At 73.1% G+C, this 17,063-nt stretch carries 15 protein-coding genes, 1 other RNA gene and 1 pseudogene; 14 read left to right on the forward strand and 3 right to left on the reverse strand.

Annotated elements, in window-relative coordinates; all coding sequences use genetic code 11:
* Positions 1-777 precede the first annotated feature (777 nt).
* Positions 778-1,884, forward strand: coding sequence for a peptide chain release factor 2 (gene prfB, locus J7E86_RS08840; RefSeq protein ID WP_215080993.1), 1,107 nt, complete (start codon positions 778-780; stop codon positions 1,882-1,884).
* Positions 1,885-2,108: 224 nt separating this feature from the next.
* Positions 2,109-3,176: a hypothetical protein gene (locus J7E86_RS08845; protein ID WP_215080994.1), complete on the forward strand. Its 1,068-nt coding sequence runs from the start codon at positions 2,109-2,111 to the stop codon at positions 3,174-3,176.
* Between the two features lie 158 nt (positions 3,177-3,334).
* Here J7E86_RS08845 and J7E86_RS08850 read toward each other — a convergent pair whose 3' ends face one another.
* A complete protein-coding gene (locus J7E86_RS08850; RefSeq protein ID WP_215080995.1) occupies positions 3,335-3,529 on the reverse strand; it encodes a hypothetical protein in 195 nt (64 codons plus the stop codon).
* 293 nt (positions 3,530-3,822) lie between these two features.
* Between J7E86_RS08850 and ftsE the strand changes: the two genes are divergently transcribed.
* The 6 genes from ftsE to J7E86_RS08880 all read left to right on the forward strand — a co-directional run bounded on the left by ftsE (position 3,823) and on the right by J7E86_RS08880 (position 9,054).
* Positions 3,823-4,512: a cell division ATP-binding protein FtsE gene (gene ftsE / locus J7E86_RS08855; protein ID WP_215080996.1), complete on the forward strand. Its 690-nt coding sequence runs from the start codon at positions 3,823-3,825 to the stop codon at positions 4,510-4,512.
* Positions 4,513-4,521: 9 nt separating this feature from the next.
* Entirely contained in the window at positions 4,522-5,439 is a 918-nt protein-coding gene (gene ftsX / locus J7E86_RS08860) for a permease-like cell division protein FtsX (protein WP_215080997.1), read from the forward strand.
* A gap of 67 nt (positions 5,440-5,506) precedes the next feature.
* Positions 5,507-6,763, forward strand: a complete 1,257-nt coding sequence (locus J7E86_RS08865; protein WP_215080998.1) for a S41 family peptidase — start codon at positions 5,507-5,509, stop codon at positions 6,761-6,763.
* A gap of 18 nt (positions 6,764-6,781) precedes the next feature.
* Positions 6,782-7,273, forward strand: a complete 492-nt coding sequence (gene smpB, locus J7E86_RS08870) for an SsrA-binding protein SmpB (protein WP_215080999.1) — start codon at positions 6,782-6,784, stop codon at positions 7,271-7,273.
* A 101-nt stretch (positions 7,274-7,374) separates the two neighbouring features.
* Positions 7,375-7,745: a transfer-messenger RNA gene (ssrA, locus tag J7E86_RS08875) on the forward strand.
* A gap of 142 nt (positions 7,746-7,887) precedes the next feature.
* The gene (locus J7E86_RS08880) at positions 7,888-9,054 is read left to right on the forward strand and encodes a hypothetical protein (RefSeq protein ID WP_215081000.1); all 1,167 of its coding nucleotides are present in this window, start codon (positions 7,888-7,890) and stop codon (positions 9,052-9,054) included.
* Between the two features lie 224 nt (positions 9,055-9,278).
* Here J7E86_RS08880 and J7E86_RS08885 read toward each other — a convergent pair whose 3' ends face one another.
* The gene (locus J7E86_RS08885) at positions 9,279-10,562 is read right to left on the reverse strand and encodes an MFS transporter (RefSeq protein ID WP_215081001.1); all 1,284 of its coding nucleotides are present in this window, start codon (positions 10,560-10,562) and stop codon (positions 9,279-9,281) included.
* Between the two features lie 83 nt (positions 10,563-10,645).
* On the opposite strand from J7E86_RS08885, the gene J7E86_RS08890 reads away from it, so the two are divergent.
* The 3 genes from J7E86_RS08890 to J7E86_RS08900 all read left to right on the forward strand — a co-directional run bounded on the left by J7E86_RS08890 (position 10,646) and on the right by J7E86_RS08900 (position 13,296).
* Positions 10,646-11,602, forward strand: coding sequence for a LysR family transcriptional regulator (locus J7E86_RS08890; protein WP_215081002.1), 957 nt, complete (start codon positions 10,646-10,648; stop codon positions 11,600-11,602).
* Between the two features lie 15 nt (positions 11,603-11,617).
* Positions 11,618-12,214 (forward strand): HD domain-containing protein, encoded by a 597-nt coding sequence (locus J7E86_RS08895; protein ID WP_215081003.1) that lies wholly within the window; start codon positions 11,618-11,620, stop codon positions 12,212-12,214.
* A 485-nt stretch (positions 12,215-12,699) separates the two neighbouring features.
* Complete coding sequence (locus J7E86_RS08900) at positions 12,700-13,296, forward strand: ABATE domain-containing protein (protein WP_215081004.1); 597 nt, start codon at positions 12,700-12,702, stop codon at positions 13,294-13,296.
* 22 nt (positions 13,297-13,318) lie between these two features.
* On the opposite strand, the gene J7E86_RS08905 is transcribed toward J7E86_RS08900, so the two are convergent.
* On the reverse strand, positions 13,319-14,311 hold the full coding sequence (locus J7E86_RS08905; protein ID WP_215081005.1) for a CHRD domain-containing protein: 993 nt from the start codon (positions 14,309-14,311) through the stop codon (positions 13,319-13,321).
* A gap of 310 nt (positions 14,312-14,621) precedes the next feature.
* On the opposite strand from J7E86_RS08905, the gene J7E86_RS08910 reads away from it, so the two are divergent.
* From J7E86_RS08910 to J7E86_RS08920, 3 genes and pseudogenes are all read left to right on the forward strand, one after another.
* Positions 14,622-15,161: a sigma-70 family RNA polymerase sigma factor gene (locus tag J7E86_RS08910; protein ID WP_215081006.1), complete on the forward strand. Its 540-nt coding sequence runs from the start codon at positions 14,622-14,624 to the stop codon at positions 15,159-15,161.
* A complete protein-coding gene (locus J7E86_RS08915; protein WP_215081007.1) occupies positions 15,158-15,889 on the forward strand; it encodes a zf-HC2 domain-containing protein in 732 nt (243 codons plus the stop codon). Before J7E86_RS08910 ends, J7E86_RS08915 begins: the two co-directional genes overlap by 4 nt.
* Before the next feature lie 129 nt (positions 15,890-16,018).
* Positions 16,019-17,063: pseudogene (locus tag J7E86_RS08920) on the forward strand (helicase); the annotation flags it as partial.

The following is a 17,063-nucleotide window of genomic DNA, read 5'->3' on the forward strand; positions in this document are numbered from 1 at the left end:
GTCCGCTGGGCTGGAGTGCGGTGCGCCGCGGTGATCGCCTCCCACGGGGCGAGCCCGATGGCGCCGGGCCGGCGAAGTCCTCACCGTCGCGGCGGTGCTCGGCCTCCGCGTACGGGTTCGGCGGTGCCGAGCCGGGTCCGCTGGGCTGGAGTGCGGTCTGCCGCAGTGCCCCCCACGCGGCGAGCCCGACGGCGCCGGGCCGCGGAATTCTTTACCGCCGCAGCGGTGCTCGGCCCCCGTGTACGGGTTCGGCGGTGCCGAGCCGGGCCCGCTGGGCTGGAGCGCGGTGCGCCGCAGTGCCCCCCACGCGGCGAGCCCGACGGCGCCGGGCCGCGGAATTCTTCACCGCCGCAGCGGCGCTCGGACCCGTGCCGGTGTCCGGCGGTGCCGAGCGGGCTCGGCAGGGCTGGAGCGTGGTCTGCCGCAGTACACCCACGCGGCGAGCCGACGGCGCCGGGCCGCGAAGTCCTCACCGCCGCAGCGGTGCCACCGCGTACCAGTTCGGCGGAGCCGCAGCGGTACGCGGTTGGGCCGCCCGCCACAGTGCCCTCCGCAATGGTCCGACCGGCGGAGATCCGACGCAGCGCCGATCAGCTCCACGCAGTGGCCGGGTGGCCCGCCGTGGTGGTCGCCCCACGCAGTGGCCACCGCGGAGCGGAAACGTTCCCGCCCCGAAGGGGACCCCGCCGCCCATATGGCACGGAATATCGTCGGGAAGCGGAGCTTCCTCCCACCGCATCGGGACGGGCAGCCCGGCGCAGCCGTTAGGCTGGGTGCGTGGCAGTCGTTGACGTATCCGAAGAGCTGAAGTCCCTCTCCTCGACCATGGGGTCGATCGAGGCCGTCCTGGACCTCGACAAGATGAGGGCTGACATCGCCGTGCTCGAGGAGCAGGCGGCCGCCCCGTCCCTGTGGGACGACCCGGACGCGGCACAGAAGATCACCAGCCAGCTGTCCCACCTTCAGGCGGAGCTCCGCAAGGCGGAAGCGCTGCGCGGCCGGATCGACGACCTCGCGGTGCTCTTCGAGCTCGCCGAGGCCGAGGACGACGCCGACACCCTCGCCGAGGCCGAGGCCGAGCTGATCTCCGTCCGCAAGGCGCTGGACGAGATGGAGGTCCGTACCCTCCTCTCCGGCGAGTACGACTCCCGCGAGGCCCTCGTCAACATCCGTGCCGAGGCCGGCGGCGTCGACGCCTCCGACTTCGCCGAGCGCCTCCAGCGCATGTACCTCCGCTGGGCCGAGCGCCACGGCTACAAGACCGAGATCTACGAGACCTCGTACGCCGAAGAGGCCGGCATCAAGTCGACCACCTTCGCCGTCCAGATCCCGTACGCCTACGGCACCCTCTCCGTCGAGCAGGGCACCCACCGCCTCGTGCGCATCTCGCCCTTCGACAACCAGGGCCGCCGCCAGACCTCCTTCGCGGGCGTCGAGGTGCTGCCGGTCGTCGAGACGACCGACCACGTCGAGATCGACGAGTCCGAGCTGCGCGTCGACGTCTACCGCTCCTCCGGCCCCGGCGGCCAGGGCGTCAACACCACCGACTCCGCGGTGCGCCTGACCCACATCCCGACCGGCATCGTCGTCTCCTGCCAGAACGAGCGCTCGCAGATCCAGAACAAGGCGACCGCGATGAACGTCCTCCAGGCCAAGCTCCTCGAGCGCCGCCGCCAGGAGGAGCAGGCCAAGATGGACGCGCTCAAGGGTGACAGCGGCGGCTCCTGGGGCAACCAGATGCGTTCGTACGTCCTGCACCCGTACCAGATGGTCAAGGACCTGCGCACCGAGTTCGAGGTCGGCAACCCCACCTCCGTCCTCGACGGCGACATCGACGGCTTCCTCGAAGCCGGAATCCGCTGGCGCAAGCAGCGGGAGAAGTAGCCTCAACTCCCCGCACAGCCGGACAAACCCTGCGCTATCTGCCTTGACGCTGCATCAAAAAGTGGCAAGGCTGCGTGTGGCATGCGTATCACTGGGGCGCGTGTGGCGGGGGGCGGACGGCCCGGCGATGCGGCCGGTTCAGCCAGTTCTTGGGCCCCCGGAGCGCCACCGCCCCGTGCATAGCTGCTCCAATGACGAGATCAGCTACTGGGGGTAGCAGGCATATGACCAAGAAGACGCGGCTGCGTGTCGCGCGCATAGCCGCCGGCGCGATTGTCGCCGCAGGCGCTTCGCTGACCGCGGCCGGTGCGGCCTCGGCCGCCGGCGTCCACGTCGCCGGCGTCGGTGCCGGCGTGAAGGGCACGGTCAACGTCGCCGCCGACGGGACCGACCCGGACCACATCCCGCAGCCGCCGACCAGCGGCGGTACGGGCACGACCGGCGAGACGACGGGCGGCGCCACCACGGGTGGCGGCACGTCCGGTGAGACGACCGGTGGCCCGTCCACCGGCGGTACCACCACGGGCGAGACGACCGGTGGCCCGTCCACCGGTGGCACCACGACGGGCGAGACCACGGGTGGCCCGTCCACCGGTGGCACCACGACCGGCGAGACCACGGGCGGCCCTTCCGGCGGCGGTACCACCACGGGCGAGACGACCGGTGGCCCGTCCACCGGCGGCAGCACGACGGGTGAGCCCACCACCGGCGGTACCACCACCGGCGGCTCCACCACCGGTGAGCCCACCACTGGCGGCTCCACCACGACCGGTGGTTCGACCTCCGGCGGCTCCACTTCCGGCGGCAGCACCACGGGCGGCAGCACCACCGGCGGCTCCACCACCGGCGGTTCGACGTCCGGCGGTTCGACGTCCGGTGGCTCGACCTCCGGCGGCAGCACCTCCGGCGGCTCCGCCACCGGCGGTTCGGCCTCCACCGGCGGCTCCTCGACCACCGGCGGTTCGACCTCCGGAGGCTCCGGTTCCACCGGCGGCGACCACGAGGGCTCCAACGGCTCGACCGGCGGCAACGCCACCACCGGTGGCTCCACCGGCGGCGCCGACGAGGGTCGTACCTGCCCCGTCGACACCAACAGCAACTGCGGCTCCAACACCGACACCGACAGCGCCGGCTCCAAGCCCGTGCAGCAGGCCAAGCCCAAGGAGCAGCTCGCCGAGACCGGCGCCGGCCAGACGACCTTCCTGGTCGTCGGTGCCGCGACGATGATCGCGGGCGGCGTCGGCTTCCGGCTGCTGCCGCGGCTGATGACCCGCGGCGCCACCGCCGCCTGACCCACCGCGCGCCCGCGGCCCGTACGCCCGTAGAACAGGGCCCGTACGCGCCGCACCCGCACGCACGAGGGCCCGGAACGCTCGAAGCGTTCCGGGCCCTCGGTGCTTGGTATGCGGTCGGTACGGCGAAAAGTCAATATGCCCGCGTGATCACATGATTACGTGGCGAAGTCGTGTGCCATCCAGGCCACCGCTATCAGCGCCACCAGCAGGGCGAGCAGCGTGGCCGGGGTCAGACCGGCGAAGATGCCTTCCTGGTGGGCGAGCCGCTCCCTGCTGGCCCGGCATACGGGACAGCGGCCCTCGCTGACGGGGGCCGCGCAGTTGGCGCACACCAGTCGGTCGCATGTCATGCGATCTCCTCCTCCGGTACGTCCAACGCGTGGGAGAGCCGAGCGGTTCCCCTTACCACTGTGCCAGCTTCCGCGCCGTTCGGCGCGGGCGGCCGGTGGAAGTACGGGGCGCGGACCCCGGCGGACAGCGCTATTGTCCCGGTTTGATCCCTGATGGCCGTGACGACAAACGCGCCAGGGCCGGATGCCGACTGCGCGTACACCGGTCGTTCGCGTATGGTCACGCTCACCGACGGGAGCCGCGATCGCGCGGCGTCCCGTGCCCCCTATCCAGGTCGACGCGTGGTGCACTCGTGATCCGATTCGACAACGTCTCCAAGTCCTACCCGAAGCAGAACCGCCCGGCGCTCCGCGACGTCTCGCTGGAGATCGAGAAGGGCGAGTTCGTCTTCCTGGTCGGTTCCTCGGGCTCCGGCAAGTCCACCTTCCTGAGACTGCTCCTGCGCGAGGAACGGGCCAGTACGGGCCAGGTCCACGTGCTCGGCAAGGACCTCGCCCGGCTGTCCAACTGGAAGGTGCCGCAGATGCGCCGCCAGCTGGGCACGGTGTTCCAGGACTTCCGCCTGCTGCCCAACAAGACCGTCAGCGAGAACGTCGCCTTCGCTCTGGAGGTCATCGGCAAGCCGCGCGGCGAGATCCGCAAGGCCGTCCCGCAGGTCCTGGAGCTGGTGGGTCTCGGCGGCAAGGAGGGCCGGATGCCCGGCGAGCTCTCCGGCGGTGAACAGCAGCGCGTGGCCATCGCCCGCGCGTTCGTCAACCGCCCGATGCTGCTGATCGCCGACGAGCCGACCGGCAACCTCGACCCGCAGACCTCCGTCGGCATCATGAAGCTGCTGGACCGGATCAACCGGACCGGGACCACGGTCATCATGGCGACGCACGACCAGCAGATCGTGGACCAGATGCGCAAGCGCGTCATCGAATTGGAAAAGGGCCGTCTCGTGCGCGACCAGTCGCGCGGCGTCTACGGCTACCAGCACTGAAAGGACGCCATGCGCGCCCAGTTCGTCCTGTCGGAGATCGGCGTCGGTCTCCGCCGTAATCTCACGATGACCTTCGCGGTGATCGTCTCCGTGGCTCTGTCGCTCGCCCTCTTCGGCGGGTCGCTGCTGATGCGCGAGCAGGTCAGCACGATGAAGGGCTACTGGTACGACAAGGTCAACGTCTCGATCTACCTCTGCAACAAGACCGACGCGGAATCCTTCCACTCGTGCGCCAAGGGGGCGGCGACCGAGGACCAGCGGAAGCAGATCCGCACCGACCTGGAGAAGATGAGCAACCTCGTCCAGACCGTCCAGTTCGAGACGGCCGACGAGGCGTACAAGCACTACCAGGAGCAGTTCGGCAAGAGTTCCCCGATCGCGACCTCGGTGACGCCGGACCAGATGCAGGAGTCCTTCCGGGTCAAGCTGAAGGACCCCACCAAGTTCGAGGTCATCTCCAGCGCCTTCTCCAACCGCCCCGGCGTGCAGATGGTGCAGGACCAGAAGGACGTCCTGTCCGACCTCTTCAACCTCCTCAACGGCATGAACTACGCGTCGCTGGGCGTGATGGCCCTGATGCTCGTCGTGGCGCTGATGCTCATCGTGAACACGGTGCGGGTTTCGGCGTTCAGCCGCCGCCGCGAGACCGGCATCATGCGGCTGGTCGGCGCGTCCAGCTTCTACATCCAGATCCCGTTCATCATGGAGGCCGCCTTCGCCGGGCTGCTCGGCGCGGGATTCGCGTGCGTGCTGCTGGTCTGCGGCCAGTACTTCCTGGTGAACAACTGGCTGGTGAACCACATCGACGTCATCCAGTTCATCGGCTGGGACGCGGTGCTGGCGAAGCTGCCGCTGGTGCTCGCCATCGGTCTGCTGATGCCCGCCCTGGCGGCCTTCGCGGCGCTACGGAAATACCTCAAGGTGTGACACGTGCCAAGGACGCCGTGCGGTCAACTCCCCGTACGGCGCCCGCTTGTGTCCTAGACTCACGCGCATGCCCGGCCCGACGATGTTCCTGCCGCCGCCGCGCGCCCGGCGCGGTGCCGCCCTGACATTGGTCTTCGCGGGCGTGCTGGCGACGGGTGCCGCGGCCGGAGCCTGGAGCGCGGACGCACGGGACGGCCGGAAGCCGACGGACGCCCGCGGCGCCTCCCGTACGGCCGCCCGGTCCGCCGCCTCCGCCATCGGGACGGGCGGCGTGCCGCGCCCCCTGGACCACCGGACCGTCGAGGCCGCCGCCGAGCGGGCCGAGCGGGACGGCAAGTCCGGTTCGCAGGCCGCCGCCGACGAGATCACCCGCAGCGGCGACCGCTGGAGCGCCGTCTACAGCGCCCGGGAGTACGAGGGATTCGCGCGGGCCCTGGACGGCGCGTACGTCGGCGTCGGCCTCTCCGCCCGGCGCGGCGGCCAGGGCCGTACCGAGGTCGACAGCGTCCGCCCCGGCAGTCCCGCCGACCGGGCCGGCATCCGCCCCGGCGACCGGCTCCGCGCCATCGACGGCGCGGCGGTGGACGGCCGGCCCGTCACCGAGGTCGTCGCCCGGCTGCGCGGCGACGCCGGTACGGGCACCCCCGGCGCGGCGGCGCCCGGCTCGCCCGTACGGCTCGGCCTCCAGCGCGGCGGCCGGTCCTGGGACCGCACCGTGCTGCGGGAGCGGCTGAGCACCGAGAGCGTCGCCGTGGAGCGGCTGCCGGGGGAGGGCCCCGGCGCGATGACCGTCACCCGGATCAAGGTCGACTCCTTCACCAAGGGCACCGGTGAGCGGGTCCGCCGGGCGGCGCGCTCGGCCGGCCGCGGCGAGGGCGTCCTGCTGGACCTGCGCGGCAACAGCGGCGGCCTGGTCGCCGAGGCCGTCACCGCGGCCTCCGCCTTCCTCGACGGCGGCCTCGTCGCCACCTACGACGTCCACGGCAGCCAGCGCGCCCTGGAAGCCGCCCCCGGCGGTGTCACCCGCCCCCCGCTGGTCGTCCTCGTCGACGGCGGCACGATGAGCGCCGGCGAACTGGTGGCCGGCGCCCTCCAGGACCGCGGCCGCGCGGTCGTCGTCGGCACCCCCACCTTCGGCAAGGGCTCGGTGCAGATGCCCACCCGCCTCGCCGACGGCTCGGTCGCCGAGCTGACCGTGGGCCACTACCGCACCCCGGCCGGCCGGGCGGTCGACGAGCGCGGCATCGTCCCCGACCTCGTCGTCCACGGCGACGCCGAGCGGCGGGCCCGCACAGTATTGAGTGGCCTCGGGGGTGGGTCGTAGTGCGAGAATGGCGGCGCTATGGCTAAAGAGACGGGTACGGGTCGCAAACTGGTCGCGCAGAACAAGAAGGCGCGCCACGACTACCACATTCTGGACACCTACGAGTGCGGCATGGTGCTCACCGGCACCGAGGTGAAATCGCTGCGCCAGGGCCGCACGTCCCTGGCGGACGGCTTCGTGCAGATCGACGGCGGGGAGGCGTGGCTGCACAACGCCCACATCCCCGAGTACACCCAGGGCACGTGGACCAACCACAGCGCGCGCCGCAAGCGCAAGCTGCTGATGCACCGCGCGGAGATCGACAAGCTCGCCTCGAAGTCGCAGGAGTCGGGGCACACCATCGTGCCGCTCGCCATCTACTTCAAGGAGGGCCGGGCCAAGGTCGAGATCGCCCTGGCCAAGGGCAAGAAGGAGTACGACAAGCGGCAGACGCTGCGCGAGAAGCAGGACACGCGCGAGTCGAACCGCGCCATCGCGGCGGCCCGCCGACGCCAGCGGACCAAGGTCTGACCCGCTCCGGGGAATACGCTGGCACGGTCGTGCGTTGGTCACGTACGATGAGGATGCACCCAGGGGGAGACCCCTAGTGCGCTTCTTTGAAAACACAACATGGGGATGATCGGTTTCGACAGCGGATGTCGAAGCAGGGGAAGCGTGTCGAGGAAGCGGCAATGATCTCGTAAACCATATGTCGCAAACAATAATCGCCAACACCAAGCGCGATTCCTTCGCCCTCGCTGCCTAAGTAGCGACTGCGTGAAGTGTCAGCCCGGGGCTGTTCCCGACCCGGATCCTGGCATCAGCTAGGGAACTAAACCACTAGGCCCGGCCACGGGGCCCGGTGGGAAATCAAACAGTGGCTGGGCCCGTCGGAGACTTGTTCGCGTGATCACCGGGGCCGAGAAAAGCGCAGCGAACTGCACACGGAGAAGCCCTGATTCTGCACCGTTGGACGCGGGTTCGATTCCCGCCATCTCCACTTCATCCCATGTGAGGCAGAGGCCCCACCGCCCTTCGGCGGTGGGGCCTCTGTCGTATGTCGTACCTGTGGAGCGGGGGCAACCGATCGGACCGGTGGGCCCTCTTCCCTCATGACTCGTTCTCCACGAGGGGGTGGTGGCCCGGTGAACCGCACACGTACGGCGGCCGTCGCGCTGGGCGCGGCAGCCCTGCTGGCGGCCGGCGGCGCCGCCCCGGCGGCGGCCGGCGACGGGCAGGGCGAGGTGCACCTGCTGCTCAACGGCGGCTTCGGCAACCGCCCCGGCGAGCTGATCGACATCGACGTCCAGGGCCGGCTGCCCCACGGGCCCGTCACCGTCTCCTCGCCCGTCTTCCCCCGCCCGGTCCGGCTGAGCCCGTACGAACGGCGCACGCCGGACCCCGGGCGCGGCCACCACGGGCGGCCGGCCATCGCGATGACCGTGGAACCCGGCACCTACCCGCTCACCGTCGAGGCCGGCGGCCGGGTCGTCGCCCGGGACCGGGTGGAGGTCGGGCGCCCGCAGCGGCCCCGCTTCACGGCGGGCTCGCCCGGGGAGGTACTGCGGCCCGGTGAGCGGCTGTGGATGGCGTACGACGACCTGTACCCCGGCGAGAGCGGTACGTCCTTCTCCGTCCGCTCGCCGGCCTTCCGCGCGCCCGTGCGACTGGCCCACGATCCCCGGGGCGCGGACTGGCACAACCCCCGGCTGTTCTCCGGCGCCGCCCGGCTGCCGGCCACCGTCCGCGACGGCACGTACACGGTGGCGCTCACGGGGCCCGGCGGGCGCGTCATCGAGGAGAAGCGGCTGGTCGTCCGCGCCGCCCGGCCCGGCGACCGCGACTACCTGGGCCGGGCGCGCGGCCCCGCCTTCTTCGGCACCTCGGCCGGCGCCGGGCCCGACGCGGCCCGTACGGACGGGCACGAGGTCACGGCCGGCGGGCAGGTCAACGTCCTCTGGCGCGACCAGGCGCCCGACCCGGGGGAGGAGGAGCGGCTGACCGCCACCTCCCCGGCGTTCGAACGCCCGGTGACGCTGCGCCGCGACGACAGCAAGGCCGGCGACGGCGCGGCCCCGCGCTACTACGGGCCCGCGCGCGTCCGCCGCGGCCTGGAGGCGGGCCGGTACCCCGTCACCGTCGTCAGCCACCACGGCCGGGTGAGCAGGACCGCCCACCTGGTGATCACGGAGGCGGCCCGCGGGTCCGCCGCCGCGGGCTCCGCGCCGTTGCTCTTGGCGGCGGGCACGGGGGTGGCGGCGGCAGCGGGTCTGGGGGTGGTGGCGTTCAGGCGGCGGGCTGGGCGGGGGTGACCTGCCCTGCGGGGCTCCTGGCAGATCTTCGGCTGCGCGCCGTCTTTGCCGCCTGCGGCGGCGGGCGCCCTGCGGGCGCGTCCTCAAGCTCCCCCAGCTACCGCTGGGAGGTGCCCCCAGACGGGCTGAGATCGGCTGAGCTCAGCCGAAATCAAGCCCGTCCGGCGTTTGAGGACACCGCCGCGCAGCGGTGGTGCGCACGACACGGCCTGCGGGCCGCCCGCTCAGGCGCCGCCCCGTGGACCCCCGCGCCCCGCCACCGCCGTGACCAGGGCCAAGGCCGCCGCCCCGACCGCCACCGCGTAACCGTGGCCCGGTGTGCCGTGTTCCACCGTCCAGCCGCCCGCCGCCGAGCCCGCCGCGATGCCCGTGAGCAGGGCGGTCACGGCCAATGTCATGCCCTCGTTGAGGCGGCCCGCGGGCGTCAGGGACTGGACCAGGTTCATGCCCGTGACCATCGTGGGCGCGGTCGCCATGCCCGCCAGCAGCAGGGCCCCGGACACGGCGAGGAGGCTGCCCGTACCGGCGGCCAGGAGCGGCAGCGGCGCGAGCGCGGCCATCACGGCCAAGCAGCGGCGGAAGCGGGCCGCCGCCGGGCCACGCGGGCGGACCAGCCCGTACAGCAGCCCGGCCGCGCAGGAGCCGCCCGCCTGCAGGGCCAGCACCACGCCCGCCGCCGGCCGGTTGCCGAGCGCGTCGGCGAAGCCGACCGTCACCACCTCCAGCGACCCGAAGACCGCGCCGGTGCAGACGAAGGCGGCCAGGACCACGGCCAGGGCGGGGTTGCCGCGCACCGGCGACCGGCCGGCCCGCGCCGCCGCGGCCGGCGACGGCTCGGTGCGGCGCTGCGCCGCGAACAGCACGACGCCGGTGAGGAACAGGCCCGCGCCGGCGAGCGTGCCGGCCTCCGGGCGGACGGCCGTGCACAGGAACGTCGCGACGACCGGTCCGAGCATGAAACACAGCTCGTCGGCGGCCTGCTCGAAGGAGTTCGCGGTGTGCAGCGCGGCCGGGTCGCCGCGCAGGACGTGTGCCCAGTGGGCACGAGACATCCCGCCGGTGTTCGGCGTCGTCGCGGTCGCCGCGTAGGCGGCGAAGAGCGTCCACGTGGGCGCGTCCCAGCGCACGCACAGCACCAGGGCCAGCGAGCCGAGGGCCGCGACCGCCGCCGCCGGCACGGCGACCCGGCCCTGGCCGTGGCGGTCCACCAGCCGGGCCGTCCACGGTCCGACGACCGCCGTCGCCGCGAGACCGGTCGCGGTCACGGCGCCGGCCAGCGCGTACGAGCCGCGCGCGGCGGAGATCATGAGGATCGCGCTTACCCCGAACATGCCCATGGGCAGCCGTGCGAGGAGGTTGGCGGCGGTGAAGGCGCGGGTGCCGGGGACGGCGAAGAGCCGGGCGTACGGGCCGCGCGGCGCGGTGCGGCGGGCGGGCCGCAGGGGCGCGGCGACGAGCGTCGCGCCGGAGACGGCGAACAGGGGCGTGTGCGGTGACGGCGGGGGCATGCGCCCACCCTCGCCGGGCACACCGCCGCCGGTCCAACACCTGATCGGTGGCCATTGACGCACTTTTGTTGTTGACTGCCGGCGTGCCGCACGATCTTGATCCCCGCCTGCTGCGGGCCTTCGCCGCAGTCGCCGACGAACTGCACTTCACCCGTGCCGCCGCCCGGCTGTTCGTCGCCCAGCAGGCGCTCAGCCGGGACATCCGGCGCCTCGAACAGCGCCTGGGCGGTGAGCTGTTCACCCGGACCACCCGTCAGGTCACCCTCACCGCCGAGGGCGCCCGCCTGCTCCCGTACGCCCGGCGGGTCCTCGCCGCGCACGACGAGCTGGCGGCGGCCTGCGCACGGCAGGAGCGGCCGCTGCTCGTGGACGTCGGCGCCCCGGTCGGCACCGCCCACCAGGTCCTCACGGCGGCCCGCGCCGCCGCCCCCGACCACGAGTTCGTCGCCCGCTTCCACAGTGGCCTGACCGGTGCGGCCGCCGAGATCCTGGCCGGCCGCCTGGACGTCTCCTTCGGCCGGGCGGGCGGGCTCGGCCCGGAGGTCCGCGCCCGGCTCTGCCACCGGCTCGTACGGTACGAGCCGATGGCCGTCCTGCTGCCCGCCGGCCACCGGCTGGCGGAGCGGGCCGCGGTACCGCTGGACGCCCTGTCCGGCGAGACCCTCTACGCGGCCGCCGGGAACCCGGACACGGCGGAGTGGACCGACCTCGCGGAACGCCTCTTCGAGGGCCGGGGCATCGAGGTCGCCGCACCGTTTCCGGGGATCGAGGGCAAGGAGGAGTTCGTCCGCGTCGTCCGCAAGCGGGGCTGGTCGGTGCTGGCGAGCGTGGAGTTCATCGACGTGCCCGGCATGGTGCTGCGGCCGCTGACCGACCCGGTCCCGCTGTCACCGGTGTCGATGGTGTGGCGGCGGGGGCTCGCGCATCCGGGGCTGGACGCGCTGCGGGACGCGGCGGCCGGGGGAGCCGCCGCGCACGGGTGGCTGGAGCGGCCGCCCGGCGCGTGGCTCCCACCGGACGAGGACCTGCCGCGGAGGTAGGCGACAATCGCGGCCATGAAGATCGACAAGCTGGTGATACCCGGCACGGCCGCCTGCTCGGCCGCGGTCGACGTGGCGTCCGCGTACTGCTCGCCCGCCCTCCTGAACCACTCGACGCGGTCCTACGTGTGGGCCGCCGCACACGCCGAGGCGCACGGCATCGCCTTCGACGCGGAGCTCCTCTACGTGGCCGCCATGCTCCACGACCTGGGCCTGGCGAGGGAGTTCGACAGCCACACCGTGCCCTTCGAGGAGGCGGGCGGTCATGTGGCGTGGGTCTTCGCGGCCGCCGCCGGGTGGCCGGCCGCGCGGCGGGCCCGGGTCTCCGAGGTGATCGTCCGGCACATGGGGGACAGCCCGGACGTCACCGCCGACCCGGAGAGCCACCTCCTGGAACTCTCCACGTCCGTGGACATCTCCGGGCGCGGCGCCGATGCCTTCCCCGCGGGGTTCCGCGCGGAGGTGCTGGCCCGCTACCCCCGGCTCGGCCTCGCCGAGGAGTTCACCGAGTGCTTCCGCAACCAGGCTCACCGCAAGCCGCGCAGCTCTGCCGCGGCCGCGGTGCGGGCGGGCATCGCGGAGCGCATCGCGGCGAACCCGCTGGACGCGTAGTCGCCTGCGGCGGGCTCGGAAGCGGCTGGCGCGGTGCGGGGACTCCCGCCTGGGGTGCCCGGCCGCGTATCTCTGACGGCGTTCGTCCCGGCCGGCGACCTGGCGGCTTCGCTGCGAGGTCCTGGCGGGCGCGGTCGGGTGCTCGTCCGGCGGGGTTCGTTTCCGCCTGCGGCGGGCCGGAAGTGTGTGGTCCGGGCCGACCGGGGCTCCTGCGCGGGGTGCCCGGTCGCGTATCTCTGACGGTGTTCGTCCCGGCCGGCGACCCGGCGGCTTCGCTGCGAGGTCCTGGCGGCCGGTGTCGGGTGCTCGTCCGGCGGGGTTCGTTTCCGCCCGCGGCGGGCCGGAAGCGTGTGGTCCGGGCCGGCCGGGGGCTCCTGCCCGGGCACCCGGCGCCTCCCCCGATCGCCCCCGCAGGGTTCACGTGCCCGTCCGGCGGGGCACGCTGGGAGTGGCGGTATCCCTCACAGGGAAAAGGTGACAGGCGCATGGCGGCGACCTCCCCCTACGACCTGCGGTTCGACGCCGGGAGGCTCTGTCTGGACCTGTTGGCCACGGTCGGCGGCCGGCTCAGTGAGGAGCCGGTGGAGCGGCTCGACACGGCCGAGCGGCTGCGGTCCTGGCTCGTCGGTGCCGGGGTCGTGCCGCCCGGCACCCCGCTCGGCGCGGTGGACGCCTCCTGGCTCGGCCGCTTCCACGCCGCCCGCGACCTGCTGCACCGCGTCGTCCACGCCGAGGTCGGCGGCCGCGCCGCCGACCCCGACCTGGAGCGCGTCAACGCCCTGGCCGCCACCGCGCCGCCCGCCCCCAGGGCCGTACGGGCGGACGACGGCACCCTGGTCCGTACGCTCGCCGCCGCCCCCGACTGCGGCGAACTCGTCGGCCGGATCGCCCGTGACACGGTCGAACTCCTCACCGACCCGGCCACGCGCGGACAGCTGCGGCAGTGCGAGGGCGAGACCTGCTCGCTGGTCTACCTGGACACCTCGCGGGGCCGCCGGCGCCGCTGGTGCTCCAGCGAGGTCTGCGGCAACCGCGAGCGCGTGGCCCGCCACCGGCGGCGCGTCATCAACGGCCTGGCCTGACCGGCGGTGGCGGCCGTGGCGGTCACTTGGCGATGAAGAGATAGTCCGCCCGGTACGGCACCGCGGCCTTCGGCTGCCGCGCCGGGTCGCAGCTCCCGGACGGGGCCGCCCCGCCGCGCGTGTTGAGGCGCAGGATCTCCACCGTCGGCGCGAACAGCCCCCCGGCCGCGCCCGACCGCGTGGCCCGCAGGTCGAGCTCGGGGATGTTCCCCTCGCCGTTCGGGACCCTGGCGACCAGCTCGCCGGTGACGGCGGACCGGTCGGGGGCGATCCACCGCGGGGCGCCGCCGGGCGTGACGAAGGAGTGGGCGATGCCACCGTCGAGGGTGGCGTTCACATTGTCCTGTGCGAAGGCGAACGTGCCGTCCTCCCGCTTGGCGCAGGCGTATATCTGACTGCCTTTCACCACCGACGACCGGAAGCTCTTCATCGCCGTATTCATGTCGAGCGGCACGCTCAGCCTGTTCACCTGACCGCGTACCGCGCCGCCGGGGAATTCACCGGTGTGGAGATTGAAATAGAAGCCGCCCGGGCGGGACTTCAGGTCCGCGAGCAGTTTCCGGTCCCCGACCTTCACCGTGCCGGCCACGGAGGTCTTTCCGTCCGCCACCTTCCGCGCGAAGAACGGGATTTTCACCTCACCGTTCTTCCCCCGCTCGCCCAGGTGCACATGGGCGGCGGTGGGTGCCGCGATGCCGCGGAAGGAGAAGGCGAACGACACCTCGTCGCCCTGGACGCGCAGGAAGGCGATCGCCCGCCCGTCCTTGTCGCCGACCGCCGGCCCGCCCGCCGTGGGCACCTCGCTCGCGCCGTCGAGACTGCCGGCGAAGAAGACGGCGTCCGGCCGGTTCGGGCCGCTCACGGTGGCGAGCGCGCCGGTTCCGTCCCCGCCGCCCGGATGGGCGGAGTGCGCCGCCCCGCCGCCGCCTGAGCCCGGCACGACCGCGAAGGCGATGCCGACGCCGGCGGCCACGGCCGCGGTGGTGGTGGCCAGGACGATGGTCTTCCGGTTCATGCCGAACCTCCCCGTACGAGCCGGTGCTCCCCTGCTCCGGCTTTCGTCCCGGCATACGGGGACGTGTCACGGAGCCGCTCAATCCGTGAATTGAGGGCTCTCTCACAGGGTGCGCGGTGAACACGGCGGCCCTTTCGTCCGTACGCGCCGTTCCCCCGAAGAAACTCCGGCGGCCGCTGAGCACGCCGGGACGTGCGTACGTACGGAAGGGGGAGAAGGGCGAAGGGGGCGCACGTGCCCCGGGACACGAGAGGGCCGCAGCCCCGGCCGTCTCCCGACCACCGCCGAGCTATCGACCCGGGGGAAGGCTTTGCGCAAGGATGCCGTCGTGGCTGACAGGACGAGTCCCGACGAGGAGCTGATGCGGGCGCTCTACGACGAGCACGCCGGCCCGCTGCTGGCGTTCGTGCTCCGGCAGGTGGCGGGCGACCGCCAGCGCGCGGAGGACGTCGTCCAGGAGACGCTGCTGCGCGCCTGGCGCAACGCCGACCGGCTGCGCGGAGCCCCCGGCTCCGTACGGCCCTGGCTGGTGACCGTCGCCCGGCGCATCGTCATCGACGGCCACCGCAGCCGGCAGGCCCGCCCCCGGGAGGTCGACCCGGGGCCGCTGGAGCTGATACCCGCGGCGGACGAGATCGACCGGGCGCTGCGCCTGATGACGATCTCCGACGCCCTGGGCGACCTGACCGAGGCCCACCGAGAGGCGCTGATCGAGACCTATTTCAAAGGACGTACGGTGAGTGAGGCGGCCGAAGTGCTGGGCGTACCGGCGGGGACCGTGCGGTCCCGGGTGTTCTACGCCCTGCGCTCGATGAAGCTCTCACTTGAGGAACGAGGAGTGACGGCATGAGCCGGCCGGCACCGGACCACCAGCACGCGGACGTGGGCGCCTACGCGCTCGGCGTCCTGGACGACGCGGACGCCACCCGTTTCGAGGAGCACCTCGCCGGCTGTCCGCGCTGCGCCGCCGAGCTCGACGACCTCATGGCGCTCACCCCGCTGCTGGACGACCTCAAGGACGCCACACCGGATCCCGCCGTGCTCACCGCCCGGCCGGGCCCGGCCCTCCTCGACGGGCTGCTCGGCGAGGTCGCCGCGGCCCGCAGGGCGCGCCGCACCCGCAGACTGTGCCTGGTCGCCGCGGCCGCCGCCCTGATCGTGGCGGGCCCGCTGGTCGGCTCCGCCCTCACCTCGCAGGACCCGCCGAGCCACAGCACGGTCAGCGCGGCCAAGCAGATGTACGAGGAGGGCGAGAAGATCGGCGGCGTCGATCCCGCCACGAAGGTGGACGCCACCGTCTCGCTCCAGCCGAAGCCGTGGGGCACCCATGTGGCGCTCCGGCTGGGCCACGTCAAGGGCCCGCTGACCTGCGACCTCGTCGCCGTCGGCAAGGACGGCGAGCGGCAGACGGTCACGACCTGGGCGGTGCCGCCCGGGGGCTACGGCCTGGACAAGGGCGAGAAGTGGAACAAGGAGCCGCTCTACACCCACGGCGGCGCCGCGCTCAATCGGAATGACATCTCCCGCTTCGAGGTGCGCACCCTCGACGGCAAGCTGCTGGCCACGGTCGGGGTCTGAATCCGTCTGACCTCCCGCCTTTTGCTCGGCCAAATCCTGACCAAACCCGTCATGTCCTGACAGGTGCGCTCAGCACCCTTGTTCGCGTACGGTTGACGGCTGCCCTAGGCACAGCAGAAGGGGGCTTGGGTGGCCGCGCAGAACGCCGCGCACGCGCAGGTGGCGACCGGACCGGCGACGGAACCCGACGGGGTCCGCGACCGCGAGATCGGTACGGAACAACAGCATCTCGACCGGGTGTACCGACGCCTGGAGGAGAAGATCCACGAGGCCGAGTTCCTCATGGACGACGCCGCCAAGCGCGGCCAGGTCGGCACACCCGGCGCGCTCGCCGAGCGGGACGCCCAGGTGTTCCGCGCCGGAGTGCACCTCAACCGGCTCAACAGCGAGTTCGAGGACTTCCTCTTCGGCCGCATCGACCTGCTCCTCGGCAAGGACGGCAAGAAGGGCCCGGACGGCGCGTACACCTCCGTCGAGCCCGCCGACGACGCCGTGCGCGAGGAACGGGCCGAGATCGCCGAGACGCTGCACATCGGCCGCATCGGCGTCCTCGACGCCGACTACTCGCCGCTGGTCATCGACTGGCGGGCGCCCGCCGCCGCGCCCTTCTACCGGGCCACGCCCGTCGCGCCCGGCCGCGTCGTGCGCCGCCGCGTCATCCGCTCCAAGGGCCGCAAGGTCCTCGGCGTCGAGGACGACCTGCTGCGCCCGGAGCTGACGGCCACCCTCGCGGGTGCCGCCCTGCCCGTCGTCGGCGACGGCGCGCTGATGGCCGCGCTCGGCCAGGCCCGCAGCCACACCATGCGCGACATCGTCTCCTCCATCCAGGCGGAGCAGGACATGGTCATCCGCGCCCCCGCGGCGTCGGTGACCGAGGTCGAGGGCGGCCCCGGCACGGGCAAGACCGCCGTCGCCCTGCACCGCGCGGCCTACCTCCTCTACCAGGACCGCCGCCGCTACGCGGGCGGCATCCTCGTCGTCTCGCCGACCCCACTGCTCGTCGCCTACACCGAGGGCGTGCTGCCCTCGCTCGGCGAGGAGGGCCAGGTCGCCATCCGCGCGGTCGGCAACCTCGTCGACGGTGCCGAGGCCGACACCTACGACGAGCCCGCCGTCGCCCGTATCAAGGGCTCCTCGCGCATGCTCAAGGTGCTCCGCAAGGCCGTGCGCGGGG

This window comes from Streptomyces sp. ISL-11 (assembly GCF_018614525.1).
GTDB lineage: Bacteria > Actinomycetota > Actinomycetes > Streptomycetales > Streptomycetaceae > Streptomyces.

What these genes read in the sequence shown, in the direction of transcription:
- J7E86_RS08845 (WP_215080994.1), top strand. Translation starts at nt 2,109, where the DNA reads ATGACCAAGAAGACGCGGCTGCGTGTCGCGCGCATAGCCGCCGGCGCG.
- J7E86_RS08850 (WP_215080995.1), bottom strand. Translation starts at nt 3,529, where the DNA reads ATGACATGCGACCGACTGGTGTGCGCCAACTGCGCGGCCCCCGTCAGC.
- ftsX (WP_215080997.1), top strand. Translation starts at nt 4,522, where the DNA reads ATGCGCGCCCAGTTCGTCCTGTCGGAGATCGGCGTCGGTCTCCGCCGT.
- J7E86_RS08865 (WP_215080998.1), top strand. Translation starts at nt 5,507, where the DNA reads ATGCCCGGCCCGACGATGTTCCTGCCGCCGCCGCGCGCCCGGCGCGGT.
- smpB (WP_215080999.1), top strand. Translation starts at nt 6,782, where the DNA reads ATGGCTAAAGAGACGGGTACGGGTCGCAAACTGGTCGCGCAGAACAAG.
- J7E86_RS08885 (WP_215081001.1), bottom strand. Translation starts at nt 10,562, where the DNA reads ATGCCCCCGCCGTCACCGCACACGCCCCTGTTCGCCGTCTCCGGCGCG.
- J7E86_RS08895 (WP_215081003.1), top strand. Translation starts at nt 11,618, where the DNA reads ATGAAGATCGACAAGCTGGTGATACCCGGCACGGCCGCCTGCTCGGCC.
- J7E86_RS08900 (WP_215081004.1), top strand. Translation starts at nt 12,700, where the DNA reads ATGGCGGCGACCTCCCCCTACGACCTGCGGTTCGACGCCGGGAGGCTC.
- J7E86_RS08905 (WP_215081005.1), bottom strand. Translation starts at nt 14,311, where the DNA reads ATGAACCGGAAGACCATCGTCCTGGCCACCACCACCGCGGCCGTGGCC.
- J7E86_RS08915 (WP_215081007.1), top strand. Translation starts at nt 15,158, where the DNA reads ATGAGCCGGCCGGCACCGGACCACCAGCACGCGGACGTGGGCGCCTAC.